7 protein-coding genes are annotated in these 19,804 nt (G+C 68.3%); 6 read left to right on the top strand and 1 reads right to left on the bottom strand.

The annotated features are described in order from the left end of the window. Positions 1-220: 220 nt before the first annotated feature. Positions 221-838: a 4'-phosphopantetheinyl transferase family protein gene (locus tag QQL87_RS05850; RefSeq protein ID WP_284416631.1), complete on the bottom strand. Its 618-nt coding sequence runs from the start codon at positions 836-838 to the stop codon at positions 221-223. A 216-nt stretch (positions 839-1,054) separates the two neighbouring features. Here QQL87_RS05850 and QQL87_RS05845 point away from each other — a divergent pair, with 216 nt between their 5' ends. From QQL87_RS05845 to QQL87_RS05820, 6 genes are read left to right on the top strand one after another with little or no spacing between them, the layout of a single operon-like run. Beyond that, complete coding sequence (locus QQL87_RS05845) at positions 1,055-2,503, top strand: MFS transporter (RefSeq protein WP_284416633.1); 1,449 nt, start codon at positions 1,055-1,057, stop codon at positions 2,501-2,503. Continuing rightward, on the top strand, positions 2,500-6,897 hold the full coding sequence (locus QQL87_RS05840) for a type I polyketide synthase (protein WP_284416634.1): 4,398 nt from the start codon (positions 2,500-2,502) through the stop codon (positions 6,895-6,897). The genes QQL87_RS05845 and QQL87_RS05840 overlap by 4 nt, the downstream gene beginning before the upstream one ends. Continuing rightward, positions 6,894-10,202: a non-ribosomal peptide synthetase gene (locus QQL87_RS05835; RefSeq protein WP_284416635.1), complete on the top strand. Its 3,309-nt coding sequence runs from the start codon at positions 6,894-6,896 to the stop codon at positions 10,200-10,202. Before QQL87_RS05840 ends, QQL87_RS05835 begins: the two co-directional genes overlap by 4 nt. Continuing rightward, complete coding sequence (locus QQL87_RS05830; RefSeq protein WP_284416636.1) at positions 10,199-14,710, top strand: type I polyketide synthase; 4,512 nt, start codon at positions 10,199-10,201, stop codon at positions 14,708-14,710. The genes QQL87_RS05835 and QQL87_RS05830 overlap by 4 nt, the downstream gene beginning before the upstream one ends. Then, on the top strand, positions 14,707-18,705 hold the full coding sequence (locus tag QQL87_RS05825) for a non-ribosomal peptide synthetase (RefSeq protein WP_284416637.1): 3,999 nt from the start codon (positions 14,707-14,709) through the stop codon (positions 18,703-18,705). The genes QQL87_RS05830 and QQL87_RS05825 overlap by 4 nt, the downstream gene beginning before the upstream one ends. Next, positions 18,702-19,799 (top strand): patatin-like phospholipase family protein, encoded by a 1,098-nt coding sequence (locus QQL87_RS05820; RefSeq protein WP_284416638.1) that lies wholly within the window; start codon positions 18,702-18,704, stop codon positions 19,797-19,799. Before QQL87_RS05825 ends, QQL87_RS05820 begins: the two co-directional genes overlap by 4 nt. Positions 19,800-19,804 lie beyond the last annotated feature (5 nt).

Raw genomic sequence — 19,804 nt, 5'->3', positions numbered from 1 at the left:
TCGCCCCGGATCAACTGTCCGAGTTTAGTATTTTGTTTAGTAGATTTCCGTCGACTAAACATGTCAAGTGGGTTTCTCCGCTATTTGCGGCGCATCATGTTTAGCGACTGCGGTAAGCGGCTCGCCAGTCGACGAAATCTCAAAAACGCGGCCCTGCAGAATTTTTCACGCGGCCAAAGCCGTGCATTGGCGCTTCCAACCTTGGGATGCAGGGCTGCCATCAGCCCCGCGTCAGCTCGACGCCGCAGCTGACCCGATGATCATCGATGCGAAAGCGTCCGGGCAGACAGGCAACGGGGGCCGTCCACCCCGCCTTGAGAACGCGTGCCGCGAAGGTGCCAGCCTCCCAATCGATCGCCAGCGCGACATCCTGGAAATCGAGAAAGCCGCGCGTGATCGGGTACTGACACTTATAATACGCTTCCTTGGCGCTGAAGATCAGGATCGGCAACATCCGCCGCCGCATCTCGGGCTGGACGCTGATCCATTGCCGTTCGCCCGGCGTGAGCACCAGGGCCTGCATTGCCGGATCGAGCTCGCGCAGGTCCTCCACGTCCAGGCCGAGTGAGCTGACGTCGCGGGTCCGCGCCACCACGACAGCACAATAATCGGCGCAATGAGAAATGCTTCCCGTATAGCCCGGAGGCCAAACCGGTGAACGATCCGGCGCCGGGACGAGCGAGACCTGCGGGCCTCCGAGGGCTGCAAGCGCCTTGCGCGCCAGAATTCGCGCCGTCGAGAACTCAGCCCGCCGCTTCGGCACGGCGGCTTGGACAAAGGCACGTTCTTCGGGATGCAGATCATCATCCGCCAGCGACAGTGCGGCGGCCTCAACCACCACCGGAGCCCGAAACAGATCTGCTATCGCGGTCATGAAGACACTTTCGACACAGGAAACCTCGGCCGCAAATGGTCTCGCTGTGTCCAGAATAATCCGGCGGCCGCTCCGGGCGAGTCCGCCACAAACGCACACCGTTGTACATAGTTATCGGTGTTCACGCACCATCAGACTCTCGGAGTGATGCTTGAGAGGCGCAAATAAGACCTCCCGATCATGCCGCGCGTTACGCCAGATACCAAGCCGATCAGTCACATCGATCGGAGGCGCGACGCTGAGGCACAACTCGACTCTTGTAGTTGCCGCGGCTGTGCACAACACCGCCCCGCGCTTGTTAGCGTTTGCACCAAATTATATGCTGCGACTTATGCGATAGTTCATAAGGACGTCTCTTCTATTAGGATAGGCTATTGTCATGATTCGGTGCGCGGCAACTCCGTCGGACAAATGAGCGCAGCTTTCAAGCTCGATACACGCTTCATTCCGACGCTGGCAGGTGCCGCCATCGTCATGTCGCAGCTATCTAATTTCGTTTTTGCTCCGGCACTGCCGGAGATCGGTCGATACTTTGAGATTTCAGCTGGCCGTTCGCAGATGCTGATGAGCGTTTTTTTGACGGGCTATGCATCGGTGCAGATCGTGGTGGGGCCGCTGGCGGATCGTTTCGGACGCCGCCCCGTGCTGATCGGAGGCGTCGGGCTGCTCGCGCTTGGCGCCGTCACCGCGGCGGTGGCGCAGATCGTGGCCGGCGTCTTCGTTGGCGTCTTCATTCTGTCGGTTGGCGCCGGCGTCCTCCCGACGGTTGGGCAGGCCATGATTCGCGACAGCCGTGATGCGCAGGCGACGTTGATGATCCTCGCCCGTCTCGGCACCGCGCTCGCGCTGGCCTCCGCGCTGACGCCGATCATCGGCACCTCGCTGGTCGGAACGCTGGGCTGGCGCGGGCTGTTCGCGGTGCTGGCGGCGGTCGTTCTCGCGCTCGGACCCTTCGCCTTCGCCAGCCCGGAAACGCTGGCATCCTGCGCACAGGAGGACAACAAGCGGCCGCATCTCGTCGTGTCGCTGGAGAGCTATCGCATCGCGCTCGGCCAGCGCCGATTGGTGCTGTACGCCACGATGATCGGCTGCCTCACCGGCGCACTGACCATCTTCTTCATCGGCGCGCCGTTCCTGTTCATGCACAAGCTGAAGGTGTCGGTGCACGCTTACGGCATCCTCGCCTTCGTGGCCTTTCTCCCCTTCATCATCGGATCGATCGTCGTGCGGGAATCGCTGCGGCGGCAATGGCTGTCGCTTCATGCCAACATCCTGCTCGGCTGCGGCCTCGCCGTGATCGGCGCCGCCATCGGTTGGCTGACCAGCGTGCTCGAACCATCGGTGATGCTGATCCTGCTGGCGGCCGGCACCTTCACCTTCGGGCTCGGCATGGCGGTCGTGGTCGGCCGGTCGGCGGCCCTCACCGAGGCGACCCGCGACATCGCGACCTCGTCGGCGCTGGTGACATTCTTGATGACGGTGCTCGCGGCCGCGATCTCAGCCACGGCCGGCTTCATCGAGACCACCGAGCATGCGCCGATCTTCAGCCTGATGTTCGCAAGCGCGCTGATCGGCTTCGCCGCCGCCTTCGCCGGCAACTCCATCGCCCGTGCGGCCACCGCGACATGACGACGCCGTCCGTGCCTCCAGGCAGTATTGCGATCGTCGGCATGGCCGGGCGTTTCCCCGGCGCCGCTGACATCGCTGCATTCTGGTCGCTGCTGCGCGAGGGACGCGACGGCGTGCGCCGTCTCTCGCGGGAGGAGTTGATCGCTGCCGAACTCCCCGCCTCGCTCGTCGACGATCCCGACTATGTGCCGATGAAGGGGCTGATCGAGGACGGCGACGGCTTCGATGCCGAGTTCTTCGGCATTCCGCCGCGCGAGGCCGCCTATCTCGATCCGCAGCATCGCTGGTTCCTGCAGAGCTGCTGGCACGCGCTCGAAGATGCCGGCTGCGATCCCGCCAAGTTCGATGGCTGGATCGGCGTGTTTGCCGGCGAAGCCGAGCAGAGCCACCAGGCTGCGCTGCTCGCGCGCACGCGCGATGTCGTCGAAGCCGCGAAATCGACGCCGATCTTCTTCGGCAACAGCCCTGACTTCCTGGCCACCCGCGTCTCCTACAAGCTCGATCTGCGCGGTCCGAGCCTGACGGTGCAGACCGCCTGCTCGACGTCGCTGGTGGCCGTCCATCTCGCTTGCCAGTCATTGCTGACCTTCGAATCTGATCTGGCGCTGGCCGGTGGCGTGTCGATCAGCACGCCCAACGCCGAGGGCTACAGGTTCGCGCATGGCTCCGTCGAGTCGCCGGACGGCTGCTGCCGTCCGTTCGATGCCGACGCGGCCGGCACGCTGCCGTCCAATGGCGTCGGCGTGGTCGCGTTGAAGCGGGCCGAGGATGCGCTCGAAGCTGGCGACCGCATCTACGCGCTGATCCGCGGCACCGCCATCAACAATGACGGCGGCCGCAAGGTCGGCTTCACCGCGCCCAGCGTCCAGGGCCAGGCGGACGTCGTCACGCTTGCGCGCAAGATCGCGGGCGTCGATCCCGACGAGATCGGTTTCATCGAGGCGCATGGCACCGGCACCGTGATGGGCGACCCGATCGAGATCGCCGCGCTCGCCGATGCCTTCGGACCGGTTGAGCCCGCTGCATCGCGCTGCTGGATCGGCTCGCTGAAGAGCAATGTCGGGCATCTCAAGGCCGCAGCAGGCGTCGCCGGACTGATCAAGACGGCGCTGGCGCTCCATCACCGCGAAATTCCGCCGACGCTGCACTACCGCGCAGCCAATCCCAAGCTCGAATTGGGCCGTACGCGCTTCGCCATCAATGATCGCCTGCTTCCCTGGACATCGGAGCGCGCAAGGGTCGCCGCCGTGAGCTCGTTCGGCATCGGCGGCACCAACGCCCATGCCGTGCTCCAGGAAGCGCCGGTGCCGGCGCTGCCGGAGACCACGACCGAACGTCCGTTGATCCTGCCGCTCTCGGCTCATGAGGACGAGGTCGCCGATGCCATGGTCCGCCGGCTCGGCGAGGCGCTCTCGGCATCGCAGCCGCCCGACGTGGCCGATGTCGCCTTCACGCTGCAGACGCGACGGCGCCATTTTGCCCGTCGCCGCGCGATCGTCGCAGTAACCGCAAGCGAGGCTGCCGAGGCATGCCGCGGCAATGGCGCCGTGATTGCGAGCCGCGTCGGCGCCGCCAGACGGCCGCTGTGCTTCATGTTTCCTGGCCAAGGCGCGGAATTCATCGGAATGGGCGCCGGCCTGCTCCGGACCGAGCCGCGGTTCAAGGACATCGTCGATCGCTGTGCCGCAACGATCCTGCGCCTGACCGGCACCGACATCCGCAAGGTCATCGCCGAGGGAAGCGCGGGTGACGCCGTTCTCGGCGAGACCCGCTGGACCCAGCCGGCGCTGTTCGTGATCGAATATGCGCTCGGCCGGCTTCTGATGCAGTGGGGGCTCGCGCCGGACTGCCTGATCGGTCACAGCATCGGTGAGCTCTCCGCCGCCTGCCTCGCTGGCGTGATGACGGAAGACGCCGCCCTCGGGCTGGTCGTGGCGCGCGGCGGAGCGATGCAGGCGAGCCCTGATGGCGCGATGCTCGCGGTGGCCCTGAGCGAGGCCGCGCTCGGCGATCTCGGGCCTGATCTGCGGCTCGCAGCCATCAACACCGCCAGCCAATGCGTCATCTCAGGCACGCCACGGGCCATCGCCGCGCAGGACGCGCGCTGGAAAGCCGCCGGCGTGCAGACCCGGATTCTGCCAGCCAGCCGCGCCTTCCATTCTCATCTGCTTCAGCCCGCGATCGATGCCTTTAAATCGGCGCTCGCGCAGACGCAGCTCGCCGCGCCGAACATTCCGATCGCCAGCAACGTTCATGGCGGCTGGCTGAGCGCGAAGGAGGCTTGCGATCCCGCCTATTGGATTTCCCAGGCGCTCTCGCCGGTGCGCTTCCACGACGGACTGAGCTCGGTGCTGGCAGAACGCGCTCACATCCTGGTCGAGATCGGACCGGGGCGCACCCTTGCCGGCTTCGCGCGCCGCCACGCCGCGCGCACGCCCGACACCGAAATCGTCGCCATGCTGCCGCAGCCGTCACCGGCCGGGAGCGACGGCGCGCGTGCCGCCTACACCGCCATCGCCGAACTCTACGCGCAGGGCTGCGAGGTCGATTGGCACGCATTCAATGACGGACGGAGGCGGCAGCCGGTGGCGCTGCCGCCCTACCCGTTCCGCGCCACCCGCTACACCGTGGACATGATCGCCGATCTTGCGCCGTCAACGCCGCAGCCTGCGCTGTCGGATGGGCCGGCGAAAGACCGGGACGTTCTATTCCTGCCAGCCTGGGAGCGCCGACCACGGCGAAGCTCGCGCCCGCTTGGCGGGATCACGTGGATCGTGGGCGGGCCAACGCGCGGGCTCAACGACGCGATCGCCGCCGCCGTCGGTCGCGCCGGTGGGCAGCTGGTGCAGCTGCCTGCCACTGCCAGCCACGACCAATTGATCACGGGCCTGCGCACCGCGGTGCCCGATCGCATCGTTCACCTCGCGCTTCTGCAACAGGCGGGTGGCGCGGCGCGCGCGCACGGCTATGAGACCCTGCTCCGGATCGGAACAGCGCTCGCAGCGGCCGGCGTCGCGGCGCCGATCGATCTGGTCATCGCCGCGCGCGGCCTGTTCGCCGTCGACAGCAGCGACAGCCCCGATCCCGAGGCCGCGCTGGTGCTTGGCCCGGCGACCGTGCTGGGCCAGGAGCAGCCGAACGTTACCGTGCGCATCATCGACGTCGGCGATGACGTATCTGACAACGCGCTTCTCGCCGCCTGCGCTGCGTCGGGCCTGTCCGTCCAGGCGTTGCGCCGCGACCGCGTGCTGGAGCGCGGCTTCCGCGCCGTCGGCAAGATCGATCACGGCCTGAAGCTCGACGGGCACTATCTCATCACCGGCGGTCTCGGCCGGCTTGGATTGACGGTGGCCCGCGAGCTCGCCAATCGCCATGGTGCCCGCCTGTCCCTGCTCGGCCGCTCGATGCCGGATGACATCGCGCGCCGGCTCGATCACCTGACCGCTAAAGGCGGCGCCGCCCAGGCCTTCCCATGCGACGTCACCGATGCCGACGCGCTCGCTGGCGTCGTCGCCGCGGCGGAGGCGACGTTCGGCCCGCTCGACGGCATCATTCACATGGCCGCCGAGACACGCGCCTTCGCGCCGATCCCGGCGACCGACGCCGCCTTGTCGTGTCGCATGCTGGCCGCGAAAGTCGGTGGCGTGCAGGCGCTCGAGACGGTGCTCGGCCAGCGCGACCTGAGCGTCCGCATCCTGATGTCGTCGCTGGCCTCGGTGCTCGGCGGCCTCGGCTTCTCGTCCTACGCCGCGGCGAATGCGTGGCTCGACGCCCATGCCGAGAGCACCGGCCGGTGGGCGTCGCTGTGCTGGGACGCATGGGCGGAGGGACTCGATGCGGACGACGTCGCATCCGCGCGCCATGCGCTGACCACAGCGGAGGCCATCGATGCCATCGAGCGGGTCGTGGCCAGCGGTCTCACCGGCCAGATCATTGTCTGCGGCGGCGCCCTCGAGCAACGCCTCGCGCATTGGACGGCGCTCGCCGGCGATGCCACGACATCCCATCAAGGTGCCGTCGTCGATCCGACGGACCGCGTCCGCGGCATCCGTGACATCTTCGCCGAGGTGCTCGGGCGCGCCGACCTGCCCCATGACGGCGATTTCTTCGACCTCGGCGGCGACTCGCTGCAGGCGATCCAGGTGGTGTCCCGGCTGCGGCTGCGCTTTGCGCTGCCAGTGACGCCCGATCTCCTGTTCGCGCAGACGACGCCAGTTCGGCTCGCAACCGCACTCGATCGCCTCGCGGCGGCTCGGCCGGACACGACGGCCTCCACCATGGACGATCTGTCGCGACCGGTGAGCGAGGAAGCCCGCCGCATGGTCGAGGTGATGTCGGGCGATGAGGTCAACCGCATGCTCGAGCGGCTGCTGGCGGAGGGGCAACCGACATGACCGCCGCGCGGCTCACCCCTGACCTGACAACCATGTCCGTGGCCGAGCAGCGCGCGCTGCTGGCCGAGCTGCTCAGCCGCCGCACCGACCAGCCGCACAGCTATCCGCTGTCGTTCGCGCAGCAGCGGCTGTGGTTTCTCGACCGGCTCAACCCCGGCAGCCCCGCCTACAACATCCCCGGCGCGTTCGATCTCGCAGGTCCGCTCGACGTCGTGGCCCTGACCGACGCGCTGAACGATCTTCTCGCGCGGCATGCGCCGCTGCGGACCGTCTTCGCCGAGATCGACGGCCGTCCAGTACAGACGGTGAGGCCGGCTGTGCGCATCGCGCTGCCGGTGACCGACGCCGATAGCGAGGAGGAAGCCCGCGCCCTGGTTGATGCCGAAGTGGCCACGCCGTTCGATCTGAACAGCGCAGTCATCCGCGCCAGGCTGCTACGGTTGGCACCGCAGCGCCATGTGCTGGTGGTCGTGCTGCACCACATCTGCGCCGATGGCTGGTCGCTGGCGGTGTTCAATCGCGATCTCGCTGCGGCCTATGCGGCGCGGCGGCGCGTTGAAGGTCCGGCGCTGGCGCCGCTCGCCACGGACTATGCGAGCTTCAGCATGGCGCAGCGACGCGCGCTCGGCGGAGCGCAGCTACAGCAGTTGCTGAGCTTCTGGACCGCGGCGCTCGCTGGCGTCCCGGCGCTCGACCTGCCGCTGGACCACCCGCGTCCCACGCTCGCGCGGCTGCGCGGCGACGCGATCGATGTCAGCCTCGCGCCGGAGCTGGTCGCGGCTGCGCGTGAGCTCGCCCGGCGGCAATCGACGACGCTGTATTGCGTGCTGCTGGCCGCGTTCCGTGCCGTCCTTGGCCGGCTCGCCCGACAGAGCGATTTCGCGATCGGAACGCCCGTCGCCGGACGCACCGACCCGGCGCTCGAAAACCTCATCGGCTTCTTCGTGAACACGCTGGCGATCAGGCTCGACCTCGATCAGGCGCAGGACTTCCGCGATCTCGTCCGCCGTACTGGCGAGGCCATGATCCAGGCCCAGGCGCATCAGGACCTGCCATTCGAGAAGCTGGTCGATGAGCTCCATCTGCCGCGTGACACCAGCCGCAATCCGCTTGTGCAGGTGCTGTTCGCGCTGCAAAACGCGCCGATGCAGCCGCTGCAGCTGGAGGGGCTGTCGACGGCCGCGTTCCCCTATCGCCTGCCGGCCTCGCGCTTCGATCTCGAGCTGCATCTGTGGGACGGGCGGCAAAGCTGGACCGGCGCGCGCGACGTCGATGCCGGGCTGACGGGCACGCTGTTCTACAACAGCGACTTGTTCGATCGCGCAACGATGACTGGCCTGATCGCCATGCTGAAGACATGGCTCACGGCGGCGCTGGCCGAACCGGACCGCCAGCTTGCCGAATACCCGTTGCTCGACCAGGTCTCGCAGGCCGAGGTCATGGCCGCCGGAGATGGCGGGCCGGCGCTGCCGGGCGATCTCGCCACGCTGCTGGCGACGGCGCGCGACCGCTTTGCCGAACGCTCCGCACTGCGCGACAATCGCGGTCCCGACCTCACCTACCGTCAGCTGTTCAATCGCGCCGACCTGCTGGGATCGGCGCTGCGCGCACGCGGCCTCACGGCCGGAGACGTGATCGCGCTGGTGCTGCCGCGCGGCCGTGACCTCGTCTGCGCCATGCTGGCCTGCACCCGCTTCGGCTTTACGTTTGCGCCGATCGATCCGGAGATGCCGCCGTTTCGAATGGCGCAACAGATCGCGCTCGCCGATGCGGCGCTGGTGCTGTGTCCGGATGAATCTGGTCCCGACGCAGCAATCACCACGCCGCGCACGACGGTCGCAGCCTTGATCGCCGACCTCAGCTCCGACGCGCCGACGCTGCCGGCGACGCGCGATGACATGCCGCTCTATCTCGTCTTCACCTCGGGCTCGACCGGCGTGCCGAAAGGCATTCGCATGCCAAGGCGCGCCTTCGCCAATCTGATGGCCGCCCAGCTCGACATCCGCCCGCAGCCGATGCGAACGCTTCAGGCCTCTGCGGTGGGCTTCGATGTCGCGATCCAGGAGACGCTGTTCACGCTGCTCACGGGCGGTGTGCTGATCCCCGCCACCGAGGCACAGCGCCGCGACCCGCAGCAACTCATCGCTTTGATCGCGCTCGAACAGGTCGAGCGCGTCTTCCTCCCGTTCGCCCTTCTCGCGCTGCTGGCGCGCGGCGTCGCGACGTCACGGCAGCGCCTCGCGTCGCTGCGCGAGATCATCACCGCGGGCGAGCAGCCTCAGCTCACCGACGAGGTCCGTGCCTTGTTCGCAGGGCACCCCGGTCTGCAGCTGGTCAATCAATACGGTCCTGCCGAAACTCATGTCGTGAGCGAAGAGGTGCTCGACGGCGATGCCGCGCGCTGGCCGACATGGCCGGCAGCGGGCCACGCCCTGCCCGGCAATCGCCTGTACGTGCTCGACGCCGAGCACCGGCTCCAGCCGTTCGGGATCGCCGGTGAGCTCTGCATCGGCGGCATCCAGATTGCGGACGGCTATCTCGGAGCAGAGGGATTGTCGGCCGATCGCTTCGTGTCCGATCCGTTCGCCACTGATGCCGGGGCCCGCATGTATCGCACCGGTGATCTGGTCAAGCTGGGCCGCGACGGGCGCCTGACCTTTCTCGGCCGCCGCGACGACCAGATCAAGATTCGCGGCTATCGCATTGAGCCCGGCGAGATCGAGGTGGTGCTCGCAGCCCATCCGGATGTCGCAGACTGCGCTGTGATCGCCGAGGCCGATGCGGCCGGCCACCGCCAGCTCGCGGCCTACATCGTCGCTGGCTCTCTAGCCCTGACGCCCAATGGGCTGCGTGACTGGCTGCGGCCGCGGCTGCCCGACTACATGATGCCCGCCCGCGTCCTGCGGATTGAGGCGCTTCCGTTGTCGGGCAACGGCAAGATCGATCGCGCCGCGCTGGCCGCGGCAGGCCGGCCGTTCGCATCGGCGCCGCTGAACCAGCTCGCGCCCCGCGGTGCGACCGAGCAGGCCATCGCTGCGATCTGGCGCGCGGTGCTCCGCCGTGACGATATCGATGCCGACAGCACCTTCTTCGAACTCGGCGGCAATTCGCTGCTACTGGTGGAGGCCCACGACAGACTGACGGCAACTTTTGCGGTGCCGCTCGCGATCGCCGACCTGTTTCAGTTTCCGACCGTGGCGGCGCTGGCGCGTCACATCGATGCGGCCGCGCGGCCGGCTCTTGTGAGCGCCGCGAACGGCATCCGCGGTCGCGCCCAGCGCATGCGTAGCGAGGGCCTGCGATGACCGGGAGCGGATCGACCGAGCGCGAGGCGGTCGCGGTCATCGGCATGGCCGGCCGTTTTCCCGGCGCGCCCGATGTCGAGACCTTCTGGCGCAATCTCAAGGCCGGCATCGAATCCGTGCGCGCGCTGAGCGATGACGACCTTGCCAAGGCCGGCGTTCCAACCTCGCTCTCGGCGCGGCCCGATTATGTGCGCGCCAAGGCCGTGCTCGACGACGCCGACTGCTTCGATCACGACTTCTTCGGCTACGCGCCGCGCGAAGCGATCCTGATGGATCCGCAGCATCGGCTGCTGCTCGAGGTCGGCCATGCCGCGCTCGAAAGCGCCGGCTATCGCAAAGGTGGCATCGCCGGCTGGACCGGAATCTTCGCGGGCGCGGCCCGTGCCGGCTACTGGCTGTCGAACCTCACCGACAATCCGCGCGCCGCCGAAGGCGACGACCAGATCTTCATCGGCAACGAGAAGGATTTTCTGGCGACCCGGCTGGCCTTCAAGCTCGACCTGCATGGGCCGGCCGTCGACGTCCAGACGGGATGCTCGACGTCGCTGGTGGCCGTGCACATGGCCTGCCGCGCTCTGCTCGCCTTCGAATGCGACGTCGCGCTGGCCGGCGGCGTCACGGTCAGCCTGCCGCTGACAGGAGGCTATCTGCACCAGGAGGGATCGGTGCTCGCCCGCGACGGGCATTGCCGGCCGTTCGATGCGGCGGGCGACGGCATCGTGCCGGGCAATGCCGCCGCGATGGTCGTGCTGAAGCGCCTGTCGGAGGCGCTGGCCGATGGCGACATCATCCACGCCGTGATCCGCGGCAGCGCCATCAACAATGATGGCGGTCGCAAGATGAGCTTCACCGCGCCGAGCGTCGAAGGCCAGGCCGAAGCGGTGCTGCTGGCGCAGCAGCTCGCAGGAATCACCGCCGACCAGATCGGCTTGATCGAGGCCCACGGCACCGGCACGCGGCTCGGCGATCCGATCGAGGTCAGCGCGCTGACGCAGGCGTTTCGCGAGACGACGGAGCGCAACGGCTTCTGCGCGCTCGGCAGCCTCAAGGGCAATGTCGGCCATCTCGATGCCGCCGCCGGTGTCGCCGGACTGATCAAGGCCGTGTGCGCCGTGCGCGACGGGATCATCCCGCCCACGATCAACGTCAACACGCCCAATCCTGCGATCAATTTCGCCGGCAGTCCGTTCTATCTCGCCACCGAGTCCAGGACATGGTCCGATAGGGTGCGCCGCGCCGGCGTCAGCGCCTTCGGCATCGGCGGCACCAACGCCCATGTCGTGGTTGAGAGCTTCTCGCCGCCAAGACACGCCGGACAGGACGGGAATTGGCGCGTGCTGCCGTTCTCAGCACGCGATGAGGACGGCCTTGAGCGGCTGCGCGGTTCGCTTGCCAGCCACCTGGCCGGCGGACAGGTCACGCTTGCCGACGCCGCCTACACATTTCAGGTCGGACGGACGGCCCATGAGCAGCGCTGCGCCATCATCGCGCGTGATGCTACCGAGGCTGCCCAGGCGCTATCAGGCGCAAGCGGGCGCCTGGTCGCGACCCGTGCGCTGGTGCGGCCGAAACGCGCCTTCCTGTTTCCCGGCGGCGGTGTCGCCTATCCCGGCATGGCGCGTGGGCTGCTCGAGCAGGAGCCGGCGTTCCGCGACGCATTGCTCGAAATGGCCGCGCATCTCGGTGCGGCCGGTGTCGATGTGCTGCGGCTGATCCGCGATGCCAGCGAGACACCGGCGGATCGCGCCGCCCGGATCACCCTGCCCGCGACTTTCGCGGTCTCATACGCGCTGGCACGGCTGTGGCAGGCGCGCGGCGTCACGGCCGACATCATGCTTGGTCACAGCCTCGGCGAATATGCTGCGGCCACACTCAGCGGCGTGTTCACGCTGGCTGACGCAGCGCGCATCGTGGCGCTGCGATCGGCGCTGCAGGACGCGAACGCCAGCGGAGTCATGCTGGCCGTGATGGCGTCGCGCGATGCGACGATGGCGCTGGCAGATCCAGGGGTCGATCTTGCGGCCATCAACGGCCCCGATCTGTGCACCGTCTCGGGCCCGGCGATCGCGATCGATCAGCTCGAACGCAGGCTGGACGCCCAGGGCATCCGCAGCCAGCGCCTCGCGCTCAATGTCGGCGGTCACTCCCGCGCGATCGACGCCGTGATGCCGGTCTTCCGTGCCGGCTTCGCAGGCGTGTCGCCACGTGCGCCGTCATGCCCGATCATTTCGAGCCTGACCGGCGACTGGCTCGGTCCCGGCGATTTCACGCCGGACTATTGGGTCACGCATCTGCGCCACACCGTCCGCTTCGATCGTGCGCTTGCGACCCTGCTGCGCGAGCCCGATCTCGTGCTGGTCGAATGCGGTCCGGGCGAGGCCTGCACCATGCTGGCGGCACAGCATCCGGCGTATGGTGCGACCCATCATCGGGTCACATCACTGCGCAAGGCCAGCGTCGCCGACGACGATAAGGCCGTGCTGCTGACTGCCGCCGCGCAGCTCTGGTGCGCGGGCGTCGATGTCGATCTCTCCGCGACGGCCGGTGTCGCCGACGGCGTGCGGGTGCCGCTGCCGACCTATCCGTTCACGCGCAACCGCCTGTGGATCGATGCGCCAGCGCCGGGCGAGCGCCGTATTGCCGCGATCGACAAGCCGATCGAGGACTGGTTCTACCTGCCGGCTTGGCGCAGGGCGCTGGCGCAGGTGGCGCGATCCGCCGCGGCCTCCGGCGCGGCGCTGGTGTTCGACGATGGCAGCGCAATCGCTGACGGCGTGATCGCCGGGCTGCACGAGGCCGGGCATCATCCGGTGCTGCGCGTTCGCGCGGGTGACGGCTTCGCCATCGATGAGCAGGATGTCTTCGAGATCCGTCCCGGCTCCGTTGAGGATTTCGGCCTGCTGCTGATAGCGGCCGGCGTCGCACCTGCCACAGTCGTTCATCTCTGGAATGCAGGTACCGATCATGGCACCGAGGCGGAGGTCTGTCGCGGCTTCATGTCGGTCGTCGCCCTGATGCAAGGCTGCGCGACAGCAGGATGCACGCCGCCTGCGCGTATCGTCATCGGCACGCGTCGTGCGTTAGCGGTCGATCCCACCGATGAGGTGATCGCGGCGCGCACGACGGTGCTCGGCGTGGCTCAGGTCCTGCCGCAGGAGTTCCCGGGCTGTGAAGCCGGCGTCGTCGATCTCGATCGCTCGGCGTCGCTCCAAGCCACCGTCGAGGGACTGATGCGCGAGATCGAAGCCTCTCGCCTGGAGCCCGTCGTGGGGCTGCGCGGCCGCCGCCGATGGCTCAAGGACTACACGCCGGTGCAACTCGGGGCCGACAAGGCGCCGATCCGTAGCGTTGCCTCCGGCGATCTCGTCGTGATCACTGGCGGCCTCGGCCGGATCGGCCGGTTGCTCGCCGGCCATCTGGTGCGGCAGCTCGGCGCGCGGGTTGCGCTGATCGTCCGGCCCGGCTTCCCGGACGAAAGCCGCTGGAATGCGGCCGATTCTCAACACGCCGAGCGCATCGCCGCCCTGCGCCAGTGGCGTAGTGAACGCCTGCCGATCGAGATCATCGCGGCTGATGTCACCGATCCCGCCGCCATGTCGCAGGCCATCGCGGCACTCGAGCGCCAGCATGGACCGGTGGCGGGCCTCATCCATGCCGCCGCCGTGACCAGCGGCACCGCGCTGATCAGCCCGATCCTCCAGCTCAGCCCGGAAGATGCGGCTGCGCAATTCGCCCCCAAGCTCGCCGGCCTGGATGGCCTCGACGCGGCTGTCGCCGCCTGCGCAAAGCCGCCGCGCTTCGTCGTGCTGCTGTCGTCGAACGCTGCGATTCTCGGCGGCCTCGGCTTCGCCGCCTACTCGGCCGCCAACCATGTGCTGGATGCCGCCGCCGCGCTGCGCAGCCGGCAAGGCGTGACCGATTGGATCAGCACCAACTGGGATCGCTGGCTGACCCGCGACGATGAGCTCGCGGCAGGCTCCGGCACCAGCATGGACGCATTCGCGATGCGCCCGGCAGAGAGCCTCGCTACGATCATGCGCATCATCCTGCAGGGCGATGCCGAGCAGTTCGTCGTCACCCGCGGCGACCTTGCGCAGCGCCGCCAGGTCTGGATTGCGCGCGAGGACGGCACCGAGACCATATCGGCGCTGCAACCGCGCGCCTCTCAGCGCCGGACCGCCTATCGTGCGCCGGATGGCGAGATCGAGACCGGGCTCGCTACCCTTTGGAGCCAGTTGCTCGGCATCGACCGGATCGGCGCCGACGACAATTTCTTCGATCTCGGCGGCCATTCGCTGCGTGCCGTTCAATTGCTGGCGCGCGTCACCGATCAGTTTGGCGTCCGCCTGTCGCTGAAGACGTTCTTTGCCGCACCGACGGTGGCCGGCCTGGCCCTCAGCATCGGCCAGGCCCTGACCGTGACCACGGATCAGGCCACGTTGACCGCGCTGCTCGACGGGCTCGATCAGCTCGCGGGCAAAAGCGTGCCGGAGGCGCTGGCGTCATGACGGCGGCAGCAGACATCGCCGAACGGCTGCGGCAGCTCTCGCCGGCGCAACGCGCGGCGCTGGACGCGCAGCTCGCCGCGGCGCGCGTTCCCCAGGCGAAGCTCTCACCCATCGCCAAGTTGCTGCCGGCGACGGGTGGAACAGCGCCGCTGACGGCCGCGCAGCGCCGGCTCTGGTTCCTGGATCGTCTGTCGCCCGGCGACTATGCCTACAACTCGCCGCTGCCGCTGCGGCTCGCCGGACCGCTCGATCCCGACCGTCTCGAAGCGGCTCTCAGCGTCTTGATCGCGCGCCATGCCGTGCTGCGGACGTCATTCGGCGAACACGACGGCGAGCCATGCCAGTTGATCGCGCCGCGTGTCGATTTCATGCTCGAGCACAGCGACCTGTCGCAACTCGTCGGCGACGAGCGCGGGCAGCGCCTGAACTCATTCGTGGTCCGCCACGCCCAGCACCGGTTCGACCTGACCCGCGCACCACTCTTCGCCGCCGATCTGGTCAAGCTCGGCGAGCACGACCACGCGCTGCTGCTCAACCTGCATCACATCATCACCGACGGCTGGAGCGTCGGCGTGCTGCTGCGCGACCTCGATGCGCTCTATCGTGGCGAAACGCTGCCGCCGCTGGCGATCGACTACGCCGACCTCGCTTATCACGAGGCCGAAAGTGACCCGCGCCTCGCAGACGAGCTGGATTGGTGGCGGCAAGCTCTGGCCGAGCTGCCCTCGACGGAGCTTCCGACCGATCGGCCGCGGCCGCCGCAGCAGAGCCACACCGGCGATGCTGTCGCGGTGGCGATCACGCCGCAGCATGGCCGGCTGATCGATGCGCTCGCGCGTCAGCACGGCACGTCTGCTTTCGCCGTGTTTCTCGCCGCCTTCACCGCCCTGCTGCACCGCTACACCGGCGAGCACGATCTTGCGGTCGGCTCGGTCACCGCCAACCGCCAGCGTCCCGAGCTGGAGTCTCTGATCGGCTTCTTCGTCAACACGCTGGTGATGCGGCAGCGGCTCGATCCGGAGCGCAGCTTCGCCGACCTGGTGAAGCAGACGCATCGCACCGTCATGGCGGCGCTCGATCATGCGTCGACGCCGTTCGACCGGCTGGTCGAGGCTCTCAACCCGCGGCGCGATCCGTCGCGAAATCCGTTGGTGCAGGTGGCGCTGTCGGTGCAGCCGGATTTCCCGGCCAGCAGCCGGCTCGGCGACGCGACGGTCACCATCCTGTCGGCCGACTACAAGGCGACGCGCTTCGATCTCGAGCTGCATCTGTTTCCCGACGGCGCCGGCGGCTGGCGCGGCGTGCTGACCTATGCGGAGAGCCTGTTCTCGCGGCAGAGCATGGATGCATTTGCCGCACGCTTCAGGACCCTGCTCACCGGCGCCGTGACGCGTCCGGCGACCGCCATCGCCGACCTCGCCTTGATCACGCCTGCCGAGCGCGAGGCCCTGGCCGCGCATGCGGCCGGCACACCGGCGCTGCCCTATATCAGCCTGCCCCAACGCTTCACGCAACACGCCGCCGCCCGTCCCGACCATCCGGCCTTGGTCTGCCGCGGCGAGCAGATCCGTTATGGCGCGCTCGCCTCGCAGGTCGAAACGCTCGCCGCCGCGCTCGCGGAGTGCTCGCCGGAGGGCACGGTCGTCGCGGTGGTTGGACCATCTTCGCCCGCACTCATCATTGCACTGCTGGCGATCTGGCGCAGCGGCCGCTGCTATCTGCCGCTCGCGCATGACCTGCCGCCCGCGCGTATCGCCGAGCTCGTTGCCGATGCGCGCCCCGCGCTGCTGCTGACCACCGCTCCAGCGCAGGAGCCGCTCGCAGCCGACGTGCCGCAGGCCTCGGTGACCGAGCTGTTGGCAGACGCGAGGCCTGCGCCGCTGTCATGGCCGCTGGCCGGCCAGCTCGCCTACCTCATCTACACCTCTGGTAGCACCGGACGCCCGAAGGGCGTCATGGTCGAGCATGCCGGCCTCTCCAACCTCGCCGACGCGCAAGTCGACGATATCCTGACTGATGGCGCCAGCGCGAGGGTGCTGCAATTCGCCGCGATCAGCTTCGACGCCTTCATCTTCGAGGTGGTGATGGCGCTGGCGCATGGCGCGACCTTGCTGCTGCCCGACCAGGGCGACACGATCGACCGCCTCTCCGTCTCGACCCGCATCCGCGCGGGCCGCGCGACGCACGTCACGCTGCCGCCCTCGATGCTGCTGCACCTGCACCCCGAAGACCATCCCTCGCTTCGCACCGTCGTGGTTGCCGGAGAAGCTTGTCCGGCCGGGCTCGGTGAATGGGCCGGTCGGGTCGATCTGTTCAACGCCTATGGCCCGACTGAGACGACCGTCTGGAGCACCATCGCGCGCGTCGAAAGCGATGCGGCTCCGACGATCGGCCGTCCGATCCGTGGTCATCGCGTGGCCGTCGTCGATGGCAAAGGATCGGCCTTACCGAGCGGGATCGCCGGCCAGATCGCGATCGGCGGCATCGGGCTTGCGCGCGGCTATCTCGGCGATGCGCAGGAGACAGCGGCACGCTTCCGGACCGATCTTCGGCTCGCGCCCGGCGAGCGCTTCTATCTCACCGGCGATCGCGGCCGGCTCCATCACGACGGACGAATAACGTATCTTGGCCGGACAGACCAGCAGTTGAAACTGCGCGGTCACCGCATCGAGCCGGCCGAGATCGAGGCTGCGTTGATACGACATCCGGATGTCACCGAGGCCGCCGTGACGATGCATGACGGGCGTCTCGTCGCCTTCACCACTCCGCGCGGCTCCGCCAAGCTCGATGGTGCTTCGCTCGCGGAGTTCCTGCGCCAGCGTCTTCCCGCCTATCTGGTACCGGACCGCATGGTCGTCGTGCCGGCGATGCCGCGCACGCGTCACGGCAAGCTCGATCTGTCGATGCTGCTGACCTCGCTGGATCACGCCGAGCGTCCGCGCCGGGCGTCTCCGGGCAATGAAATGGAGCTGCAGGTGGCGTCCATCGTGGCCGGCGTGCTCGGGCGCGACCTCGCACAGGCCGCCGAGCTCGATCGCGACGCCGACTTCTTCACGCTCGGTGGCCATTCGCTGCTGCTGCTGACCTTGCGAGACCGGCTGCAGCGTACGATCGGGTTCGAGCTGGCGCTGTCCACGCTGTTTGCGGGATCGAGCATCGCGCAGATCGCCCGCGCCCTCACGTCAGACGATCGCGACGCGGATCTGCCGGCCCAGTTGCTGCCGTTCCGCCGCGACGGAGGCGCGCCGCCCCTCTTCCTCGTGCATCCGGCGATCGGCACCTCGCTCGGCTATGGCGCACTCGCCGAGGCGCTGCCGGCAGACTGGCCGGTGTTCGGCCTTGAAGCCCCGGCGGCAGAGCAGGCCGCGGACCTTGTCGGGCTTGCAGCGAGCTATGTCGCGCTGGTCAGGAAGGTCGCGACGCACGGCCCCTATCGCGTCGGCGGCTGGTCGCTCGGCGGCGCCATCGCCTTCGAGATGGCGCGGCAATTGGAGGCCGCGGGCGAGGCGGTGCAGCTGGTTCTCATCGATGCCGGCCTGCCCTGGCGGGCCGGAAAACGCAGCCTGCTGCGCGTCGGGGCATTGGCGGTCGGGCTCGGCCGCGAATTACTCCGCAGCGTGCCGCGGTCACCGGCCGACATCACCGACCTGGCGCGTCTGGCCGGCGACCGCAACACCGGTACGGCGAAGATCGTGATTGGCCTGATGCGCGAGCTGATCCGCCGTTGGCCGTGCTTCACCGCGCTGAGCCGCGCCTGGCTCGACTATGCACCGGGCGCCTTTGGCGGACCAACGCTGATCGTGCGCGCCAGCGTGGACGGCGCGATCGCTGCGGATGATCCGCTGGTCGCAACCGTCCGCTCACATCTGACGATGCCCCCCGGGATCCGCGTGGTGCGTGCGGCGCATCTGACACTGCTCGGGCGCAGATCCGTCGCAGCTCTTGCCGAAGCGATCACGGACGGCCTCACTGGAAGCGACGGAGCGCAGCCATGACTCATCAGCGCATTCTCGCGATGGATGGCGGCATCAGCGGCTATGTCACGGCTGAGGTGCTGCGCCGCACCGCTGATCGGATCGGACGGCATGGCGGCCATTTTCTCGACCGCGCCGACATCATCGCCGGCACGTCCGCAGGCGGACTGAATGCGCTGTTCCTGGCGGCGCACGAGGATCCCGATCAGGGCATCGAGGGCGCGCTGGGGTTCTGGGAGCACATCCTCGACACCACCTTCACCTTCAAGCCGACCCGGCTGGTCGCCGGCTTCGTCGGCGCCAAGGCGTTCGACGACCGGCAACGGATGATCGACTTCCTGGTCAGCTATTTCGGCGCGGACACCCGGCTCCACGATCTCAAGCGCCGCGTCATCGTGCCCGCGTTCCAGCTGCATCACGAGCACGCCGGCGAACGCCAGCGGCAGTGGCGGCCGCGGCTGTTCCACAACATTCCCGGCATCGTCGACTATTCGCCCGACGAGCGGGTCGTCGACGTCGCCCTGCGCACCAGCAATATTCCCGTGATCAGCCCGATCTTCGCCAGCATCGCCGGCGGCGACATCGGCTATCTCGACGGCGGGCTGGTCGCCAACAATCCGTCGATGTGCGCGGTCTCGGCGGTGTTCGAGCAGCGCCGCGCCGCGGGTGAGCCGATCGATGTTGAAAGCGTCAGCGTGCTCTCGGTCGGCTGCGGCCGCAAGCCGCTGTCGGTGAAGCCCGAGATCGTCGACGGCATCGCCGATTGGGGCTACGGCCAATGGCTGCTGTCGCCGAAGGAGCCGATGCTGCTGGTGCGGCTCGCCATCCGCGGCGGCGGCGCCATCATCGAATATCAGTGTGCGCAGCTTCTCGGCACCAATTTCAAGCGCATCGATCCGTATTTCGATGCGGCTCCGCATCCGTTCGACGTCGGCCAGACGCGCAAGGTGATTGAGGCAGCGCTGGCCCATACCGACGTCGAGGCCGCCGTCGACGAGATCTGCCAGTGGCTGCACGTCCAGGGCTGGATCGGCGACGTCCCGCCCGGCCCGGAGGGCCGCGACGTGATCACGCCGGCCCTGCAGCCCGACACCAGCCTGGAGCCGGGACCGTGACGCGC

The organism is Bradyrhizobium sp. SSBR45G (genome assembly GCF_030159255.1).
In the GTDB taxonomy this organism is placed as follows: Bacteria; Pseudomonadota; Alphaproteobacteria; order Rhizobiales; family Xanthobacteraceae; genus Bradyrhizobium.
The sequence above is the reverse complement of the archived record's forward strand: the minus strand, read 5'-3'. Positions and strand labels throughout refer to the sequence as shown.